This is a genomic window from Telmatospirillum siberiense, from assembly GCF_002845745.1.
Classification (GTDB): Bacteria; Pseudomonadota; Alphaproteobacteria; order Rhodospirillales; family Magnetospirillaceae; genus Telmatospirillum; species Telmatospirillum siberiense.
Genome location: NZ_PIUM01000009.1, coordinates 21,289 through 41,078, shown reverse-complemented (window position 1 = coordinate 41,078; position 19,790 = coordinate 21,289). Strand labels below are relative to the sequence as shown.

The window sequence follows — 19,790 nt, the reverse complement described above, 5'->3', positions numbered from 1 at the left end:
CCATGGCCAAGCCGCCTCATTGCGACAAGATGAGAAGGACGGATCGTCCACCGGAAAATCCGACCTTCACCTCGCATGGACTTGGAAGTGAACCGACAGCCACGAAGGCTCACTTCCGATTATGCTTATTTGTGCGGGCCCGTTCCTTCAGGCCCTCCCCTTTTTAGACCGCGAACATGAAGTAGGCGACGACCTCCAGGATGAGCGCCACCACCAGGCAGAAGGGCAGGCAGGTCAGGAAATATTCCTTCAAGCTGGTCTTGGTATAGCCGATGGCCCACAGGCACCAGGACTGCGTCGGGCAAATCGAACCGTTGACCGTGGTGCTCGGCACCATGAACAGCGGGAAAAGGACTTGTGGGGTGAAAATACCGCCAACCGCCTGGAACAGAGCCAGAGTGGCGGCACCGGCGCCCCACACCGTCAGGGGCCCCCGGAACAGCGCCAAAACGCTGAGCAGGCCGAACCCGATGAACAGCGCGAACAAGCTCCCGGGCATGACCGGTTCCAGAATCGGGGCCAAAAGCGGCGCGCAAATCTTGGCGGCACGCAGGAACATCTGGAGGAAGAACAGGAAGGCGAAGACCAGCGCCACATCCATGACGCCGTCATGGAACGTTTTCTGAAGCAGAATGGCCGTATCGTTCCACTTCTTGTAGTGGCCGGTCATGAGCAGCGCAAAGGCGACCGCGATCAGGATGGCGGTGATCGGCTTGACGCCGCAGAAGACGGACAACGCCACCGGGATCAGCGGGGTGAGCATCGCCAGCGGATTGACGTTGCCTTGTTCGCCTTGCGCTCCCACCCGTTCCGGCCAGGCGCGCGTTTTGTTTCCGGTCGCGCTGACCACAAGGATCATCAGGAAGGTCGCGGCCATCTGCAAACCGAAAGCGATAAAGCCGAAGGTCCGCCAAGTCGCCGTGGCCCGATCGAATTCGGGGATGAGGGCGCCGAACTGGCTGAGCCAGCCGCTGTTCAGGTAAAGGCCCGCACCGACGCTCATCAGATAGGCGGCCGTGGCCAGGGAACGCGAAATTCCCAGGGCGAGCAGGATTGGAAAGATGATCACGCCGATCGCCACCACGGATCCGGCCCCGTATGCCGAGGTGAAGATCAGGCCGGTGACCAGGGACAGCAGGATGCAGGTGACGGCGGGTTTGTCCCCGCCGAGTTCAACGGCGGCACGGATAATGCTGCGGGCGATGCCCGTATCGATCAAGACCCGACCGAACCAGGAACCGAAGATGATGATGACGGCCGTCACCCCCCAAAGTTCCGGTCCCTGCTCGAAAATACCGTTGTTGATGTCCAGCATGCCGCTTTTCACCTGCTCGGCCGAAGCGGACCAAGTGGTGACACCCGCGATGGTTCCCAGACACGCCCATAAAATGGCCATGAAGAAGAAACCAAGCATGAGATTACCGCCGCGCGCGGCGTACACCGCGAAAGCGATATACGAAATTAACAAAAATACTCCGACCACGAGTGCCAGCGTCATTATTTCCTCCAACTTAAGGCTTTCGCCTCATTGTACTTCATAGTTACGCATAGACTTACAGAGCATTAGATCGAATAAGCTTTGAGCGACCTAATTTACGAATCCGCATTCATCCTATTGTCGGGGCTCGGCTCTCTGCGTACGGAGGCTGGTCCCCATGAGGCGGTATCCGCATAAAATGGATTCAAAGACAAAAGTCCACATGTTGGACATTGCGTCTGCTTTGTGGACATTATTAGGGAAAGCGTAAGAACGATGCAACACCGAAGTTCGCCTTTCGCGTGATATGCGAATGCGCAAAGAGCTGGTCCGCTGCGCCGGCGAAGAACTTCTTTAGGAGAGCCCCGCTTACGGTGAAACCGCGCGAGCATGAGCCCTCAATCGCCGGGCGGGATACATCCGTATCCGTTGCTTGGCCATGCTCGGCCTTCGGCCCGCCTGCGGCGTCGTTTGCCCTTCGGGCGGCCAAGGCTTCGCGCACATTCCTGACATTGCCGGCAAGGCCGGCGGGGCGCGGGCCCTCAATGGGCCAGACCAAGTCTCTCAGAAAAGTAAGTAGTTTCCGAGCCTTCGGCAAAGAATCGCTTCCGGATATTGTAACATCGCCAGCTTCGCACAAAAGGAGCCTCCCCCCTCGATAGGAGCGAGCGATGTTGCGGAATGCATCAAGGACTACGCACCATGCCCGCTCCTATCGCGAGCTTTCCCTCTTGCTCCGCCGGCCGCCCGGACGCGAAGCCTTCCCTGGCGACATCTTCTATATCCACTCGCGCCTGCTCGAACGCCCCCCCTCCAAACCAGGAACTGGACGGCGGTTCGCTCACCGCCCTGCCCATCATCGAGTCTGAGGCACAGGACATTTCCGCTTAGAAAAGGCACCCATATGTTACAGGTTGAATCGGTAATCAAAGGCTACGCCATAGCGGCGAGCGACGGCCAGATTGGCGCCGTCAGCGATGTCCTGTTCGACGACCAGACCTGGAAGGTTCGGTGGCTGGTCATCGATACGGGGACGTGGTTACCCGGACGCAAAATTCTGCTGCACCCATCGGCGATCGGGCATGCGGACCACGAACGGCGCGAGCTTCCCGTTACGATGACGAAGGCACAAATCGAGGGAGGTCCGAGCATCTTCGTCGACCAACCAGTGTCTCGGCAGATGGAACTTCACCTGTACGATTATTATTGTTGGGATGCCGGTTGGGGCGACAGCTATTTTGCGGCGAGCCCCCATGGAATCGCCGCGCCGTTTACCGCACCGCCCGTCTCCGGCGGAGCGACGGTACATGAGGCCGTTGGCGAGGAGCCAGATGACGACGAAAGTCCGCACCTGGACAGTATCACTGCCGTCACCGGCTATCATATCGAAGCCACGGACGGCAAGATCGGCCATGTCGAGGACTTTCTTGTCGACGATGCCGAATGGGGCATCCGTTATCTCATCATCGATACGAAGAACTGGTGGCCGGGACAGCATGTCCTGATATCGCCCTACGCGGTCAGGAAAATCAGTTGGCCGAATCACCAAATCGAACTCGCCGTGACCCGCGAGCAGATCAAGGCCAGCCCGCCGTGGAAGCCGCTCGACATGATCGGTCAAGCCTATGAGGAGCGCTTGCGAACCTATGAGAAACGGCTTCACAAACACTACGGTTGGCCGGGCTATGGGTGGTTTTAGTGCATTGAGGCGAACAAAAAATTCAGCAGTTTTGTCAATGCGCTTCAGCTCGTGCGGCATTTGAGCGTTGAAAAACGAGAGCTTTTTCAACGCTCCTTCAGGACTTGGCGCATCGAATTATCTAATTGTTTCAGAGCACCTCTAACAGGCTGCGGAAAAAGTCGGAATTTCTTCGTCATTCCCGCGAAAGCGGGAATCCATGCTCTGTCAGAATCAATATTTGGTGTCCCGATAATGCGCTTACCACAATATGGATCCCCTGAGTTCACGACAGAAATGATATCACGAAGACTTTTTCCGCAGCCAGCTAACGCTCGATCACTTCCACGCCGGCGGGCCGGCCAACCATGACCTTCGATGCCAAGGCGATAAAGAGACCGGTCTCGATAACACCGACGATGGCGGAAATGTTGGCGTCGAGCATCTCGGGATCCGGTATCTCGGCGATGGTGCAATCGACGATATAGTTGCCCCCGTCGGTCAGAAAGGGGGTATCCCCGGCCAGGCGCAGCCGCGGAACACACCCGATCGCCACCAGGTGATCGAACACGGTCTGCCACCCGAATGAGACGACCTCCACAGGCAGCGGTCTATTTCCGCCGAGATGGTCCACCAGCTTCGTCTCGTCGACAGCGACAATCATCCGATCGCTGACGCTCGCCACGATTTTTTCGCGCAACAGATCCCCACCCAATCCTTTGATAAGATTCATAGTTCCCCGCTCTACCTGGTCGGCGCCGTCGATCGAGAGGTCAATGTGGTGATGCTCGGCAAAGCTCGTGAGCGGCACGCCGAGCCGCCTGGCCAAGGCCGCCGTTTTCGCTGAGGTCGGAATCCCCTGGACACGCAAGCCTTTCGCAACGCGCTCGGCCAGAACTTGCACCGCGATTTCGGCGGTCGATCCGCTGCCGAGCCCGAGCACCATGCCGTTCTCGACTTCTTCGACGGCCCGCGCGGCCGCCGCATGCTTCAATCCATCCAGTTCGGACGACGACAGAATTGTCACGTGACAGCCTCCTCTACCAGCACATTGCCAAAGAACCATAGGGCTCCGATCGGGTGTCGATGCGCAGCCGGCAGGCCGTCGTCTCCTCGATGAAGCAGGGCGACGATTTCCAGTCTGGCCCGGGTCGGGTTGATCACGAGGGCTCCCCCCCCGCAAACGGGCGGCGAGCGCCGCGAATTGCCGCGATCGCGGCGGCATAGTCATGTGATCCGAAGACTGACGATCCGGCGACGATGGCATTGGCACCCGCTTCGATCGCTTGCCCGGCGCTGTCCCCATTTTGCCCGCCGTCGACCTCGATGACCGGATCGAGGCCCCGCGCTTCGCAAAGCTGTCGTAACCGCCGGATCTTGGGCAACATCTCCGGGAGGAATTTTTGTCCCCCAAAACCGGGATTGACGGTCATGACGAGAACGACGTCACAGAGATGGAGGACATATTCGATCAACTCGATCGGACTCGCCGGATCGAGCGCCACTCCCGTCTTTTTGCCGAGATCCCGGATCTGCGAGAGGACACGGTGAAGATGGATTGTCGCCGAGGTCTCGGCCTGGACGATGAGATGATCGGCCCCGGCTTTGGCGAAGTCGGCGAGATAGCGCTCGGGCTCAACGATCATCAGATGCACATTGAGCGGCTTTTGCGTGCTGCGCCGCACCGCTTCGACAACCAGCGGACCGATCGTGATATTCGGCACAAAGCGGCCATCCATGACATCGACATGGATCCAGTCGGCGCCCGCCGCATCGACGGCGCGAACCTCATCGGCCAGATGCCCGAAATCCGCCGACAAGATCGACGCCGCGACAATGATCGAACCGCTGCTCATCCCTTTTGTTCCGGTGCGACGCCGAGTGGTCGCCAAGCCCGGCCCCCATCGTGCGCCAGCAAAGCGTCGGCTGCCTGCGGGCCGTCGCTTCCGGAGTCATAGCCAGGCACGTCGGCCTTGTCCTCGGCCCAGGCGTCGAGCACCGGCTGGACGATGCGCCAGGACTGCTCCACCATATCGGCACGCATGAAGAGCGTCGGGTCGCCGATCATGACGTCGTGGAGGAGTGTCTCGTATCCGACATTCCTTTCCTTGGGGAACCAGTCATCATAATGGAAGTCCATCTTCACCGCGGCGAGGTCGACCACCGCTCCTCGACGCTTGACCTCGAATTGCAACGAGATTCCTTCGTCGGGAGAGACGCGCAGGACGAGCCAGTTGGGCGGGAGGGTGCGGACGGGGGTGTCCTGAAACGCCCTGTAGGGAGCCTGCTTGAAGCAAATCGCAATTTCCGTATTGCGTTGCGACAGATGCTTGCCGGTACGGAAATAGAAGGGCACGCCGGCCCAGCGCCAGTTGTCGATCTCGAGCCGCATCGCGACAAAGGTCTCGATGTTCGAGTCCGTCGCGACATTGGCCTCTTGCCGATAGGCCTTCACTTTGGTTCCCAGCACGCTTCCGGCCCCATACTGGCCGCGCACCGCCCGATCGGGCGTGATCGCGGGTATGGCGGAAAGCAGATCGGCCTTTTTCGAACGAATCGAGGCGGCATCGAAGCCCACGGGCGGTTCCATGGCGACCATCGACAGAAGGGTGAAGGCGTGGTTGGGCACCATGTCGCGCAGCGCTCCGGTCGCCTCGTAGAACTTGCCACGCAACCCGACGCCGACCGTCTCGGCCACAGTGATCTGCACATGGTCGATCCTGTCGCGATTCCAGATCGGTTCGAACAGCCCGTTGGCAAAACGAAACGCCATGATGTTCTGGACCGTGTCCTTTCCCAAGAAGTGGTCGATCCGGAATATCTGATCCTCGCGCAGCGTACGCAGGATGCGGCTGTTCAACTCGCGCGCCGAGTCCAGATCATGGCCGAACGGCTTCTCGAACACCACGCGGCGCCAGAACCGGGGCGTCTTGTTCTCGTCCTCACCCTGGTCGCTCAGCTTCGCCTTGCAGAGGTGCTCCACCACGGCGCAGAAGGACTGACCGGCGACGGCGAGATAGAAAATGGCGTTACCCCGGGTGCCATGGTCCTTTTCGGCCTTGTCAAGGGCCCCCCGAAGCTTTTGGTAAAGCTCGGGCGTTGCCAGGTCGCCCTGAACATAAGACATTTTTTCGGCCAGCCGCGTCCACGCGGCGTCGTCAATCTGGTCGACATCGAACCCCGTGGCGGCATTGCCGACAAAGCTCTTCAGCGTGTCGTAAAGACCCGCGCGCCAACTTTCCGCCGTTTCCTCCGCCCGGGCGACCCCGATCAAGGCGAAATTCTCCGGCAGCACCTTGGTTCTCGATAGGTTGTAGAGTGCGGGAATCAGCAGGCGCTTGGTCAAATCGCCGCTGGCGCCGAAGATCACCATGGCGCAGGGATCGGCCAGCCGGACCTGGCGCGGCGACGGGGATTCGTGTGGAGCGGTTGCGGCCGGCCGGTTGTCACGCATGGGATTGACCCGCGCCATTTTGTGTCGTCGAACGACCTTCCGTATTTTCCGGATGTGGTTCGGGCTCGATGGGTCCGCCCGCCTCGATGTGCCCGCCGAACGCGAAACGCATCGCGGAGAGCATCTTTTCCCCAAAACTGTGTTCTTGACGCGAGCGGAAACGGGCGTAGAGAGCCGAGGAAAGCACCTCCGCCGGAACCGCCTCCTCCATCGCCGCTTCAATGGTCCACCGACCTTCCCCGGAATCCTGAACGAATCCGGAGAAACCCGACAGTTGAGGATCCGCTACCAGCGCAGCGGCGCCAAGATCGAGCAGCCAGGATGAAATGACGCTGCCACGCCGCCAGACCTCGGCGATATCGGCTAGATTTAACGCGAAGCGCTGGTCCTCGGGAAGATTTGCCGAGTCCTTGTTCCGCAGGATGTCGAAGCCCTCGGCATAGGCCTGCATCAAGCCGTACTCGATGCCGTTATGCACCATTTTGACGAAATGCCCGGCGCCGGACGGCCCGGCATGAATGTAGCCGCGCTCGGCGCGCGATTCGCCATTTTCGCGGCCGGGTGTGCGAGCAATGCCGCCCATGCCGGGAGCGAGTGCCGAGAAAATCGGATCAAGATAATCGACGGACTCCTTCAAGCCGCCAATCATCATGCAATAGCCGCGCTCGACACCCCAGACGCCGCCGGACGTGCCGCAATCGACATAGCTTATGCGCCGTTCGGCCAAAGTCTTGGCGCGGCGAATGTCGTCTTTGTAGTGGGAATTTCCGCCATCAATGACGATATCGCCCGGCCCCAACAAATCCGCGAGACATTCGACCGTTGCCTCGGTAATCCGGCCGGCGGGCAACATCACCCATATCACACGCGGATTTTCCCCGAGCGTCGTCACCATATCGGCCAGCGACAGGACCGCCGTGGCCCCCTCCTTCGCCAAGACTTCGCGCGGCTCGTCCAAGGCGTCGAACACCACGCAACCGTGCCCGGCCTTCATCAATCGGCGAGCGATATTGCCGCCCATGCGACCTAATCCGACCACCCCGACCCGCATCGCATCGCTCCTTGGGCTAAGGCGCCGCTCGGGCTAAACGGGCCTGTTTGATTTCGAAAATTTATCAGCAGGCCCTTAGGCTCTGGGCCGAAACAATCGCTCCAGAGCCTAAGGGTTTATATGATGCCTCCGGCTTCGGCCGGCTCATGCGCCGCTCGGGCTTCAGGGCTTGGAGCGATAATTTCGCCCCAAGCCCTAAGAAAGTGCCTCATCGACCGCGCGAACCAATTCAGCCAGCCCCGCATCGACAGACTTGAGATGGACGCGCAACGCCCGGCGGCCGCGCTCTTCCAGCACCTCAAGATCGCCCTGGGCCTGCGCCGACTTCACCACGCCGAAGCTATAGCCCCGGCCGGGCACGTCGATATCGACCGGATCGTCACAGGTGATTTGCAGGAATACGCCGGAGTTCGGACCTCCTTTGTAGACTTGCCCTGTCGAGTGCTGAAAGCGAGGTCCGAAGCCGACGCAGGTGGCGGCGTGCGTTTTGTCTCGGATGGCGCTCCGCATCGCGGTCAGGGCCTTGGTATGGGCCTCATCACGCTTGATATAGGCCAGCAAAGCTGCGTAATCCCCCATCTGAACGCGGTCGAAATGGCTCTTCAGATAGCCAGCCAACGTATTGTGCCGGCCCAACTCGGCGGCATTGCGGGGATCGGCATAAAGGGCCAGCCCGTTCTCGCGGAACACCGGCTCCCGGCTCGGCAGGCCACGCGATGTCGCATAGCCCTCGGTCAGCGCGGTCGTCTTGGCCTTGCTCGCTTCGACATCGGGCTGGTCGAACGGATCGATGCCGATGATGGCGCCGGCAACGGCCGTGGCGATTTCCCAACGGAAGAACTCCTGGCCGATGTGCCAGGCATCCCGAACCCGGATCCGCGCGACCGGATGGCCGGCCCGCTCCAGCGCCTCCACCGCCAGGATCTGAGCCGGATCGCCCTGCCCGTCCAGCTCCAGATAGACGAAAAACCGATCATTGCCGTAGCGCTCGGGCGTGGTCACCGGCTCGCCGGCCAGCGGAATCAATCCGCGCCCGAGCTTGCCCGTACTCTCCGCCAGAAGTTGTTCCAGCCAGAAGCCGAAGTCGGTGATTCCCGGCGAGGCGATGATTGTCACCTTGTCGCGGCCGAAATGCGTCGCCGCCACGCCCATGGCAACGCCGAGCCGAACAGCCGGATTTTCCGCCGGAGGCACATCGGGACCGCAGGTCCGTTCCATCGCCTGCGTCGTCTCGAGGAGACGCTTGATGTCGATACCCATAGCCACCGCCGGGGCCAAGCCGAACTTCGACAACACCGAGTACCGCCCGCCGATCGACGGCATACCGTGGAAGACATGCGCAAAATGCAGATGTTTGGCGCGCCGTTCGAGCGGCGATCCCGGATCGGTCACGGCGATGAAATGGTCACCGGCCCGGTCCTTGCCAAGAACCGCGCCGACGCGCTCGAGGAAATAGTCCAGAAAGATGTTGGGTTCGAGCGTGCCGCCTGATTTGGACGAAACGATGAACAACGTTCTGCCGATATCGACAGCCTGTTCGGTCGCCTTGATCTGTGCGGGATCGGTGCTGTCGAGCATGAAAAAGCCGGGCCAGCCGACCTGCCGTCCGAATGTTGCGCTCAGCACTTCCGGACCGAGGCTCGACCCTCCCATTCCCAGCAGGACAACGTCTTCGATCCCGCGGTGCTTTACGTCCCGCCCAAAGCTATCCAACCAGTCGATATCACCCAGTTCCCGGTCAACGATATCAAGCCAGCCGACCCGCTTGTCCTCGTCCCTGCCGACCCACAGCGACTTGTCGCCCGCCCATAGCCGCCTTATGCCGCCGCTTTTACGCCAGACGTCCATTTCCTTCGCGACGGCGGCCTCCATCTCCGCCGAGCCGGGGGAGATCTCCTGCCGTGTGGTCGCGCCGTCTTGCATCGACAGCCGCTGCCGCGCAATGGCGCCCAACAGCTTGTCGAAAGCGTCGGCGAACTTCTGCACGCCGTCCTTGACAAGACCCTCCGTCACCTCGTCCAGCGAGACGCCGAGGCGTTCAAGTTCGGCCAGGATCGCGCGGGCACCCGGGACGTCCTGCTCGATGGCGTCGGGCATGGCCACACCATGGTCGCGAAACGCCTCCATCGTCGCCGGCGGAAGGGTATCGACCGTGTCGCGACCGATCAGCGCCTCGACATACATCGTGTCCTTGTAGTCCGGATTCTTGGTACTGGTGGATGCCCAGAGCAGGCGCTGCGACTGCGCGCCCGATGAGGCCAGCGCCTGCCAGCGCGGCCCCGAAAACAATGCCTTGTAGCGGACGTAGGCAAGCTTGGCGTTCGCGATTCCCGCCTTGCCGCGCAACCGATCCGCCGCCGCCTTGTCCCCAAGCTGGTCCAGCCGCTTGTCGATGGCGGCATCGATGCGGCTGACGAAAATGCTGGCGACGCCAGCGATCTTGGAGACGTCGCCGCCTCCCCGAGCCAGATCCTCGAGTCCGGAAAGATAGGCTTCGACCACCTGCTCATAGACGCCGACGGAGAAGAGCAAAGTGATGTTGATATTCAGTCCCTTGCCGATCAAATGACGGATTGCCGGAAGTCCCGCCGCGGTCGCCGGGACTTTAACCATCAGATTGGGACGCGCCACCGCCGTCCACAGCCGCAACGCTTCGGCCATGGTCGCGGCGGTATCGTTGGCCAGATAGGGTGAGCATTCCAGGCTGATATAGCCGTCGCGCCCCCCCGTCTCTTCATAAACGGGAAACAGGACATCGGCGGCCGCGCGGATGTCGGCGATCACCAGATGCTCGTAGATTGTCGAAATGCCGTGATCGGCCGCGGCTTGGAACGCCGTCAGCGCATCCTTGTAGTCATCGGTCTCGGCGATCGCCTTCTCGAAAATCGAGGGATTCGAGGTGACGCCCCTGAGCCCGTCCTGTTCGATGAGCAGGCGCAACCCGCCCGTCTCGATCAGACTTCGTTTCATATAGTCCAGCCAGGGCGACTGGCCGCACACCGCAAGCTGTTTCAGCCGGTTCATGCCCCATTCTCCTTGCTCTGCGCAATTTGCCGCTTCGCCGCGGCAAGCACGGCCTCCGCCGTAAACCCGAATTTGCACAGAAGATCCCCGATCGGCGCCGATGCACCGAAGCCGCGCATCCCGATTTTGGCACCGTCACGGCCGACATACCGATCCCAGCCAATCACCGAGCCGGCCTCGACCGAGACCCGCGCCACGACATGGGGCGGCAACACGCTGTCGCGATAGGCCTGATCCTGCCGTTCGAACAGTTCCCACGACGGCATGCTGACGAGGCTCGCGGCGATGCCCTCCCGCTTGAGCATCTCATATGCCTGGGCGCAGAGCGCGACCTCGCTGCCCGTCCCAATCAGGATTACCGCCGGCTCCCCGGCTTCCGCCAAAACATAGGCGCCGCGCGCGACCCCCGCAGCGGAGGCATAGCGCGTGCGATCCAGCGTCGGCAGGGACTGGCGGCTTAACACCAGACAGACCGGCTGATGCGTCAGTTCGACGATGACGCGCCAGGCCTCGACGACCTCGTTGGCATCGGCGGGCCTGAGCGTCATCAAATCAGGGATCGCTCTCAGCGCGACCAGTTGCTCGACCGGTTGATGCGTTGGGCCATCTTGGCCGACACCGATCGAGTCATGCGTAAAGATGTAAATGACCGGCAGCGCCATCAGCGCGCTCAAGCGGACGGACGGCTTCATATAGTCGGAAAAAATGAGGAACGTCGAACCGAACGGACGAATCCCGGACAGAGCGAGACCATTCAGAATGGCGCCCATGGCGTGCTCGCGAATACCGAAGTGCAGATTGCGTCCGCCATATGTCCCTGCCTCGAAATCCCCGGCGGCCTCAAAGGTGAGACGCGTCTTGGTCGACGGCGAGAGATCGGCCGAGCCGCCGATGAGCCAGGGACAACGGGAGGCGATGGCATTCAAGACCTTGGCCGATGCATCGCGACTGGCAAGCCCTTTGGAATCGGTGGGAAAGGACGGCAGATCATGGTCCCAACCGTCGGGGGGATGGCCCGTGCGCATCTGATCAAGCTGGAGAGCAAGGTCAGGATGCCGGGCGCCATATGCGGCGAAACCGGACAGCCAATCCCTCCTCATCTGCCCGCCGCGCTGCCCGATGCCGTCGCGGAAATGCGCATATACACCGTCAGGCACCAAAAACTGGACGTCCTCCGGCCAGCCATAAGCGCGCTTCGTCAGGCGGATTTCTTCAACTCCCAGGGGCTCGCCATGCGCGGCACTGGTGTCTTGCTTATGCGGAGCGCCGTAGCCGATATGACTCTCGATGATGATCAGCGTGGGGACGTCGTGGCTGCGCAGAAACGACTCGATCGCCTGTGAGATCCGCTCCACATCGTTAGCGTCGCCGACCCGTTCGACATTCCATCCGTAGGCCCGGAAGCGCGCCGCGATGTCATCGCTGAGAGCGAGATCGGTGTGGCCCTCGATGGTCACCCGGTTGCTGTCGTAAATCCAGCAGAGGTTCCCCAGCATCAGATGTCCGGCCAAGGAGGCGGCCTCGCTGGTGATGCCCTCCATCATATCGCCGTCACCGCACAGCGTATAAACGTTGTAGTCGAACCTGGTAAAATCGGGCTGGTTGAAATGCTGCGCCAACCAGCGTTCGGCAATCGCCATGCCGACGCTTGTCGCACATCCCTGGCCGAGCGGCCCGGTTGTCGTCTCGACGCCCGGCGTCAGACCATATTCCGGATGTCCCGGGCATTTGCTGTCGATCTCCCGGAAACGCTTGATCTCGTCGAGCGTGACCACGCGCACGCCGGTCAGATGCAAGATCGCGTAAAGCAGCATCGAGGCATGTCCGTTGGACAGCACGAACCGGTCGCGGTTCGGCCAGGCCGGATCCTCCGGATCAAAACGCAAAAAATGCTGCCACAACGTGTAGATCACCGGCGCCAAAGCCATCGGCGCGCCGGGATGTCCGGAATCGGCCTGCTGCACGGCGTCCATGGACAAGGTGCGGATGGTATCGATGCAAAGCTCTTCGATCGAGCACTCACGCGACGACGCCGTATCTCGATCCATGGTGCTTTCTCCGCAGGGCCGACAACGCCGGATCATAGGCGGCAGCGGGTTCGTAGCCGTAGACTCGGAAATTACTCAAATTCAGACGCTTGGGGCCAAGTGTCTGAATCCGCCTCTATCTCAACAAAGTCATCGCTCTCCGGCCTGCGTAGTTTCCGAGGCTCCCGTCCGCGGCGTTTCAGACGTTATCGTCAAAATTCGCAACCGGGCGAATGGCCGCACCACACGTCCTCGTAAACGTCGACCAATCCGCACAATTTCTCCACCAACCAAGCCGCCGGGGGCAGTGGATGAACTGGCAACCCTTTGAAAACCGGATTCCTGCCCGGGGTACATCTTTGGACGACGACGGAAACCTGCTCTCGCGGACTTCTATCCCAGCCAAGCTGAGGACGAGAGTGCACAGGCTCACCTGCCGCTTCTTCAGGCCTGCTTCGGCGGAAGGCGCGGTCAGGGAGTTGGAACAGCCGATTCGGGCTGAGCTCTTCAGTATCGAGCGGCTTGAGCAACAGGCCGCGTCTCTTGCGGCATCTCAGCACATCACATCGAAACCGACGAGCGGGCACCGGTTGGAGCCGCGCCTGCGCGATAACCAACGCGCATTGCGCACCGCCTATTATGCCACCGCGATGGCGGTCCGCGAGGAACGCGCCGTCACTCCCGCGGCGGATTGGCTCGTTAATAATTTCCACGTCGTGGAAGAACAGGTTCAAGAGATCCTCAACGATCTCCCTCGCGGCTTCTATCGCCAATTGCCCAAACTGACGGATGGGCCACACGCGGGTTACCCGCGCGTTTTCGGACTGGCCTGGGCATTCGTCGCGCATACCGATAGCCGTTTCGACTCCCAAATGCTGTGCCGGTTCGTACGCGCCTATCAGCGTGTACGGCCGTTGACGATCGGTGAGCTGTGGGCGGTCGCGATCATGTTGCGTATCGTGCTTGTGGAGAATTTGCGACGCCTGGCCGACGACATCGCCAATTACCAGGCGGCCCGTCAACGGGCCAATCTTTTGGCCGACCGCTTGCTGGGAGTGGACGATCGGAAGATCGAACCGGCGGAGGCACTTTTAAAGGCCTTCGATGGACCATTGTCGGCGGCCTTCGCGGTGCAACTGGTCCAACGACTGCGCGAACGAGATCCGAGGGCGTTGCCGGTCCTCCATTGTCTGGACGACCGGCTGGCCGCCCAGGGAACCACGGCGGCGGACATCGTCGATGAGGAACAACGGCACCATGGCGCCGTCAATGTGACGATCCGCAACGTCATCACAAGCATGCGACTGATATCGGCCATCGATTGGCGGGAGCTGTTCGAGAGTATCAGTGTCGTCGATGAAATACTTCGAGCCGGCAGCGATTTCGCCGCCATGGATTTCACGACGCGGGATCTTTATCGGCGGGCGATCGAAGAACTGGCGCGAGGCTCGAGCCACTCCGAAACCGACATCGCCCGACTTGCACTGGAAGCAGCGAAGCATGGAGGAGACGAGACGGTCACGGCTGGCCAGCGGGATCCAGGCTATTTTCTCATCGCGAAGGGACGGGCGGTGTTCGAGAAGGAGCTCGGATTTCGCCTCACGATAAAGGGCTGGATCATCCGCTCCAACGCGGCCATCGGAATTTCCGGCTATCTCGGGATCGTCGCGATCGTCACCGTCCTCATTGCCGTTTTGATACTGCCCTGGAATTTGGAACGGGACGGGAACCGGGTCTTCTATGCGCTGGCGCTCCTCGCGTTGCTCCCCGCGTCGGATATGGCCATAGCGCTGGTGAATTGCGCCGTCACCCTTCGCTTCAATGCAATCCCCCTCCCCGGCATCGAGCTTTCCGAAGGCGTCCCATCAAGCCTACGCACGATGATCGTCATGCCCATGCTATTGACATCACGCCTTGCGATCACGAGGCAGGTCGAGCGGATGGAGGTTCATCATCTGGCAAATTCGGACGGCGACCTCCGTTTCGCCCTGCTCACCGACTGGACGGACTCCGATACCGAGAGCGCGCCGGCCGACAATGATCTGCTCAAAGCCGCTTCCGACGGGATCGCCGCGTTAAATCGGCGCTACGGACCATCACCCGACGGTGAGCGATTTCTCCTGCTCCATCGTCGCCGGCTATGGAACGAAGGGCAGAGACAATGGATCGGGTGGGAACGCAAGCGCGGAAAACTGCACGAGCTCAATCGATTTCTGCGCGGCGCCAGTGACACGACTTTTGTCTCGGTCGATGGCCGTCCTCCAATCGTGCCGGCCAATGTCCGCTACGTCATCGTCCTCGATGCCGATACGCGATTGCCGCGGGGAACAGCCAAACGCCTGATCGGGAAGATGGCTCACCCGTTGAACCGACCGACACTCGATCCCCACTCCCACCACGTCATCGACGGTTACGCGGTCCTTCAGCCGCGTATCACGCCTTCATTGCCGAACGGTCGAGACGGTTCGCTGTTCCAACGCCTGTTTTCGAGCACAAGCGGCATGGATCCTTACGCCAGCGCGGCCTCCGACATATACCAGAACCTTTTTGGCGAAGGCTCCTATTGTGGAAAGGGGATCTATGATGTGGATTTCTTCGAAAAATCGCTCGTCGGACGAATTTCCGAGAACACGATCCTAAGCCACGACCTTCTCGAAGGCATCTTCGCGCGGACGGGTCTGGTGTCCGACATCGAGGTCGTCGACGAGTTTCCGGAACGCTACAACGTCGCGGTGGCACGTCGGCATCGATGGGCACGCGGCGATTGGCAATTACTGCCCTGGATCCTCGGTTCGGGATCGACCACGAAAGGCGACCGGCGCTCTCGCGCCATCCCTCCGGTCGGTCGATGGAAGATGATCGATAATCTGCGACGGTCATTATCGGCACCAGCCAGCGTCCTCGCTTTGCTGGGCGGTTGGACATTGCCGTTCGCCTCCGCGGAACTGTGGAGCGCGTTCATTCTGACCACTACCGCGACCCCCTACCTACTGCCATTCCTCAGCGAGATCGTGCCGCGGCGGTCCGGACTTTCGAGGCCGGTGCATCTGTGGGCGGTCGGAAAAGACCTCACCTTGGCGCTCTCGCAAGTCGCGCTCCTGATCACCTTTCTGGCAGATCAGGCATGGGTGATGTCCGACGCGATCCTCCGAACGTTATTCCGTCTGATCGTGTCGCGCCGAAACCTGCTCGAATGGGTTAGCACCGCTCAAGAAAAGGTCAGTCCGCCGCTCGATCTGCTCGGATTCTACCGGCAGATGGCCGGTGGGGTGGGCCTCGCAGCAGGTGCCTCGGCCGTCGTCGCATGGGTCGCCCCCCATTCCTGGCCCGTCGCGACGCCGTTCGTGATCCTCTGGCTATTCTCGCCGGTCGTCGCGCGGTGGACCAGTCTGCCGTCGGCCCTATCGATTCACAAGCCGCTCGCCGGCTCGGACAGACATGCGCTACGCCTGATCGCGCGCCGCACATGGCGCTTCTTCGAGACCTTCGTCACGGCACAGGATCACATGCTGCCGCCAGACAATTTTCAGGAAGAGCCGACACCGGTGGTGGCCCACCGGACATCGCCTTCGAATCTCGGCCTATATCTTCTATCGGTGACGGCGGCCCATGATTTTGGCTGGATCGGAATGGTCACGGCCACGGAACGGCTCGAAAAAACCCTGGAATCGATAGACCGCCTGGAGCGATTCCGAGGTCATTTCTACAATTGGTACGGAACGCTCGATCTTCGCCCGCTGGACCCGAAGTACATTTCATCGGTCGATAGCGGAAATCTCGCAGGTCACTTGGTCGCCCTGTGGAATGCCTGTGGCGAAGTGAGCAAGCGTCCGGTGATCGATCCCTCGTGGCACGCCGGAATCGGAGATGCGCTGGACCTCTTGCGGGAATCCCTGCGCGACGTTTCCGAAAACCCATTATCGGTGACCCGTAAACATCTGACCGACGCACTCGACCTTCTTGCCGCTTCTCTCCGACATCCCCCGTCAACTCCGATAAGCGTGGTCCTGAGCCTGGGCAAGCTTGCGCTCCAAGCCCAAAAGATCGCCGGCATTGCGCGACAACTGGCGGAAGAACACCGCGATGGTAACGGCGCCGAGGTGCTGACATGGGCGGACGCGATATGCGCATCCGTTCTCAGTCATCAGCAGGATATCGAGTCCTTGCTGCCGTGGGCGGGACTTATCGCCGGCGACATGGTCAATGCCCTTTCCGGCCAAGGCGATGTCTACGGTCTTTCCGACACCCTGTTGGACGCCATGCCGACATTGGCAGCTCTGCCGGATCTTTGCGAGGCGGCCCTCTCCACCTTGGCCCACCGGCGGGCGGAACTTCTCCTCCCACCGGACTCGACGCCCGATGCCATCACAAAACTCGACGCATTGATCGTCGAGTTCCAGCGCTCCACCCAAGCGTCCGCGGCGTTGCAAGGGCGTCTTAAGGCGCTCGGAGACCTGGCAAGGAAGATGTTCGAGGAGATGGAGTTCGGGTTTCTCATCGACCCCGTACGAGGGTTGCTGTCGATCGGATATCTGGTTGCCGACGAAAGCCTCGATTCCAATTATTACGACCTTCTCGCATCCGAAGCCCGTCTCGCCAGCTTCGTGGCGATCGCCAAGGGAGACCTTCCGACCCGCCATTGGTTCAGGCTCGGGCGGACCCTGGTCGCGCTCGGATGCCGTTCCGCGCTGGTCTCCTGGTCCGGATCGATGTTCGAGTATCTGATGCCATCGCTGGTCATGCGCGCACCGGACGGCAGTCTGCTTGAGCAGACGAGCCGTGAAATCGTGCGCCAACAGATCAAATACGGAACCGCCCGCGGCGTGCCCTGGGGCGCTTCGGAATCCGCCTTCAGCGCGCGAGACCTCGAACTGACTTATCAATATTCCAGCTTTGGCATTCCGGATCTGGCTTTGAAGCGGGGAATCGGTGACAGCACCGTGATCGCTCCTTATGCCACGGCCCTCGCGGCGATGGTCGATCCCGAGGCGGCGGTGCGCAATTTTTCCCGTTTGACCGAGGTTGGCGGCCGTGGCCGGTACGGCTGGTATGAGGCGCTTGACTATACAAAGGCGCGTCTGCCCGAAAACGCGGACCATGCCGTCGTGCGAGCCTACATGGCGCATCATCAGGCAATGAGCGTCATCGCGATCGCCGATACGCTGCAGGACGGGTCGATGCGCCGTCGGTTTCATGCGGAACCAATGATCCAGGCGACCGAGCTCTTGCTTCAGGAACGCGTACCGCATGATGTCGCGATTTCCGCACCCAAGGCCGAGACCGAGGAAACCGCTCGCGGTATCGGCGGCCTCCTGTCTTCGGCGCGGCGCGCATACGATAGCCCGCACGCCCTCACCCCCCGCACCCATCTCCTCTCGAACGGCAGATATGCGGTGATGCTCACCGCGGCGGGTTCGGGATACAGCCGATGGCACGACATTGCGGTGACGCGATGGCAAGAAGACGTCACCCGCGATTGCTGGGGCTCTTACATTTTCCTTCGCGACATGCATATCCTGCTCAACCGCTGGCTTTTTTACCAAACGCTCTCCTGCCGGGTTTGGGCACGTTCGGCCTTTTATCAGGCGAGCGGCGCTTACGGCTTTCGTGACCAGCTTCAGGACGGAATGGCGCTTTGCGTGGCGAAGCCGGAGGTGACGCGCGAGCATCTGCTGCGCGCCGCTTCGCGGCAATTCATCGAGGGCGATGTGCAGCATTGGTGGCTGCCGGAATCGGGGCGCGGGATACGCTCGCGTATTTCCGATGACCGGATATGGCTTCCCTATGCTGTCTCCCACTATGTCGAATCGACGGGGGATCTCGGTGTCCTGGACGAAACGGTGCCCTTTCTCGAAGGGACACCGTTAAGCGACGAAGAACAGGAAGCCTTCTTTCAGCCGACGCCATCCAGTCAGCAGGCCACCTTATACGCACACTGCGCAAAAGCTCTCGATCAGAGTCTTGCCCTCGGCGGTCATAGCTTGCCTTTGATCGGCACCGGAGACTGGAACGACGGCATGAACCGCATCGGCGTCCAGGGAAGAGGCGAAAGCATCTGGCTCGGCTGGTTTCTTCATGCCACTTTGACGAAGTTCATTCGCCTGGCCGAGGGTCGCGATGAGCAGGTGCGCGCCGCGACCTGGCGGCAACACACGCTCGATTTGGCAAAAGCCCTCGAAAAGGAAGGATGGGACGGCGATTGGTATCGTCGCGCCTATTTCGATGATGGAACCCCGCTCGGTTCGGCCGAAAGCCTCGAATGCCGCATCGACTCGATCGCGCAGTCATGGAGCGTCATCTCGCAGGCGGGCGATCCCGGCCACGCCGCGCGCGCCATGGCGGCGGTCGAGAAATACCTCGTCCGCCGCGAAGACGGCTTGACCCTCCTTTTCACCCCCCCATTTGATCATTCGCCGCTCGATCCCGGCTATATCAAAGGCTATCCGCCCGGCATCCGGGAAAACGGGGGTCAATACACGCACGGCGCAATTTGGTCGGTGATCGCATTCGCCATATTGGGCGACGGCGACAAGGCCGGCGCGTTGTTCTCGATGCTGAACCCGATCAATCACGCAAGCACGCCCGACGCAATGCACCGCTACAAGGTCGAACCCTACGTCGCCTGCGCCGACATTTATTCCACGCCCCCCCATATCGGCCGCGGCGGATGGACTTGGTACACCGGTTCGGCCGGATGGATGTACCGAGCCGGCATCGAGTGGATTCTCGGATTCCACCTGCAAGGAACGTCTCTGCTCCTAGACCCCTGCATACCGACGGCATGGCCAAGTTTCGGCCTCGATTTCCGATACCATTCTTGCCGCTACGACATACAAGTCGAGAATCCACGAGGTGTCAGCCGCGGTATCGTCCGTGCGGAGCTTGATGGCGAGGCGATCGATCTCGTCCCGAACAAGGTCGAACAGACACCCGATCCGCAGATGACGCTTGCGCCTCCAGCGCCGGCCGGTTCAAACGCCGCTCGATCTCCCGCCGGAAATTCCGTCCGGATCCCTCTGTCCGACGACGGCGCGACCCACCGCGTGCGGATCGTCCTCGGATGAACGTGGAAGGAAGAA

Annotated in this window: 9 protein-coding genes and 1 pseudogene; 3 read left to right on the top strand and 7 right to left on the bottom strand. The window is 61.0% G+C overall.

Annotated features, from left to right (window positions below; translation table 11 throughout):
* Positions 1 to 163: 163 nt before the first annotated feature.
* Positions 164 to 1,414 carry a citrate transporter gene (locus tag CWS72_RS09990; protein ID WP_101250458.1) on the bottom strand — a complete coding sequence of 417 codons (1,251 nt, stop codon included), beginning with the start codon at positions 1,412 to 1,414 and terminating at the stop codon, positions 164 to 166.
* 767 nt (positions 1,415 to 2,181) lie between these two features.
* Between CWS72_RS09990 and CWS72_RS28600 the strand changes: the two are divergent.
* Together CWS72_RS28600 and CWS72_RS09980 are read left to right on the top strand one after the other, a co-directional pair.
* Positions 2,182 to 2,365: pseudogene (locus CWS72_RS28600) on the top strand (F0F1 ATP synthase subunit alpha); the annotation flags it as partial.
* A gap of 16 nt (positions 2,366 to 2,381) precedes the next feature.
* Positions 2,382 to 3,176, top strand: a complete 795-nt coding sequence (locus CWS72_RS09980) for a PRC-barrel domain-containing protein (protein ID WP_146002699.1) — start codon at positions 2,382 to 2,384, stop codon at positions 3,174 to 3,176.
* Positions 3,177 to 3,483: 307 nt separating this feature from the next.
* Here CWS72_RS09980 and rpiA read toward each other — a convergent pair whose 3' ends face one another.
* The 6 genes from rpiA to tkt all read right to left on the bottom strand — a co-directional run bounded on the left by rpiA (position 3,484) and on the right by tkt (position 12,732).
* On the bottom strand, positions 3,484 to 4,182 hold the full coding sequence (rpiA, locus tag CWS72_RS09975; RefSeq protein WP_338056175.1) for a ribose-5-phosphate isomerase RpiA: 699 nt from the start codon (positions 4,180 to 4,182) through the stop codon (positions 3,484 to 3,486).
* 133 nt (positions 4,183 to 4,315) lie between these two features.
* Positions 4,316 to 5,011, bottom strand: coding sequence for a ribulose-phosphate 3-epimerase (gene rpe / locus CWS72_RS09970; protein ID WP_101250455.1), 696 nt, complete (start codon positions 5,009 to 5,011; stop codon positions 4,316 to 4,318).
* The gene (gene zwf, locus CWS72_RS09965) at positions 5,008 to 6,609 is read right to left on the bottom strand and encodes a glucose-6-phosphate dehydrogenase (protein WP_101250535.1); all 1,602 of its coding nucleotides are present in this window, start codon (positions 6,607 to 6,609) and stop codon (positions 5,008 to 5,010) included. Before zwf ends, rpe begins: the two co-directional genes overlap by 4 nt.
* Positions 6,602 to 7,660 carry a phosphogluconate dehydrogenase (NAD(+)-dependent, decarboxylating) gene (gnd, locus tag CWS72_RS09960; protein WP_101250454.1) on the bottom strand — a complete coding sequence of 353 codons (1,059 nt, stop codon included), beginning with the start codon at positions 7,658 to 7,660 and terminating at the stop codon, positions 6,602 to 6,604. The genes zwf and gnd overlap by 8 nt, the downstream gene beginning before the upstream one ends.
* Before the next feature lie 195 nt (positions 7,661 to 7,855).
* Positions 7,856 to 10,684, bottom strand: a complete 2,829-nt coding sequence (locus CWS72_RS09955; RefSeq protein ID WP_101250453.1) for a bifunctional transaldolase/phosoglucose isomerase — start codon at positions 10,682 to 10,684, stop codon at positions 7,856 to 7,858.
* Positions 10,681 to 12,732: a transketolase gene (gene tkt, locus CWS72_RS09950; RefSeq protein ID WP_101250534.1), complete on the bottom strand. Its 2,052-nt coding sequence runs from the start codon at positions 12,730 to 12,732 to the stop codon at positions 10,681 to 10,683. Before tkt ends, CWS72_RS09955 begins: the two co-directional genes overlap by 4 nt.
* 398 nt (positions 12,733 to 13,130) lie before the next feature.
* Here tkt and CWS72_RS09945 point away from each other — a divergent pair, with 398 nt between their 5' ends.
* Positions 13,131 to 19,775 (top strand): GH36-type glycosyl hydrolase domain-containing protein, encoded by a 6,645-nt coding sequence (locus tag CWS72_RS09945; RefSeq protein ID WP_241911662.1) that lies wholly within the window; start codon positions 13,131 to 13,133, stop codon positions 19,773 to 19,775.
* Positions 19,776 to 19,790 lie beyond the last annotated feature (15 nt).

Bases quoted from the DNA above. Each gene is read 5' to 3' on its own strand.
- CWS72_RS09990 (WP_101250458.1), bottom strand. From the start codon at position 1,414: ATGCTTGGTTTCTTCTTCATGGCCATTTTATGGGCGTGTCTGGGAACC.
- CWS72_RS09980 (WP_146002699.1), top strand. From the start codon at position 2,382: ATGTTACAGGTTGAATCGGTAATCAAAGGCTACGCCATAGCGGCGAGC.
- rpe (WP_101250455.1), bottom strand. From the start codon at position 5,011: ATGAGCAGCGGTTCGATCATTGTCGCGGCGTCGATCTTGTCGGCGGAT.
- zwf (WP_101250535.1), bottom strand. From the start codon at position 6,609: ATGCGTGACAACCGGCCGGCCGCAACCGCTCCACACGAATCCCCGTCG.
- gnd (WP_101250454.1), bottom strand. From the start codon at position 7,660: ATGCGGGTCGGGGTGGTCGGATTAGGTCGCATGGGCGGCAATATCGCT.
- CWS72_RS09955 (WP_101250453.1), bottom strand. From the start codon at position 10,684: ATGAACCGGCTGAAACAGCTTGCGGTGTGCGGCCAGTCGCCCTGGCTG.
- tkt (WP_101250534.1), bottom strand. From the start codon at position 12,732: ATGGATCGAGATACGGCGTCGTCGCGTGAGTGCTCGATCGAAGAGCTT.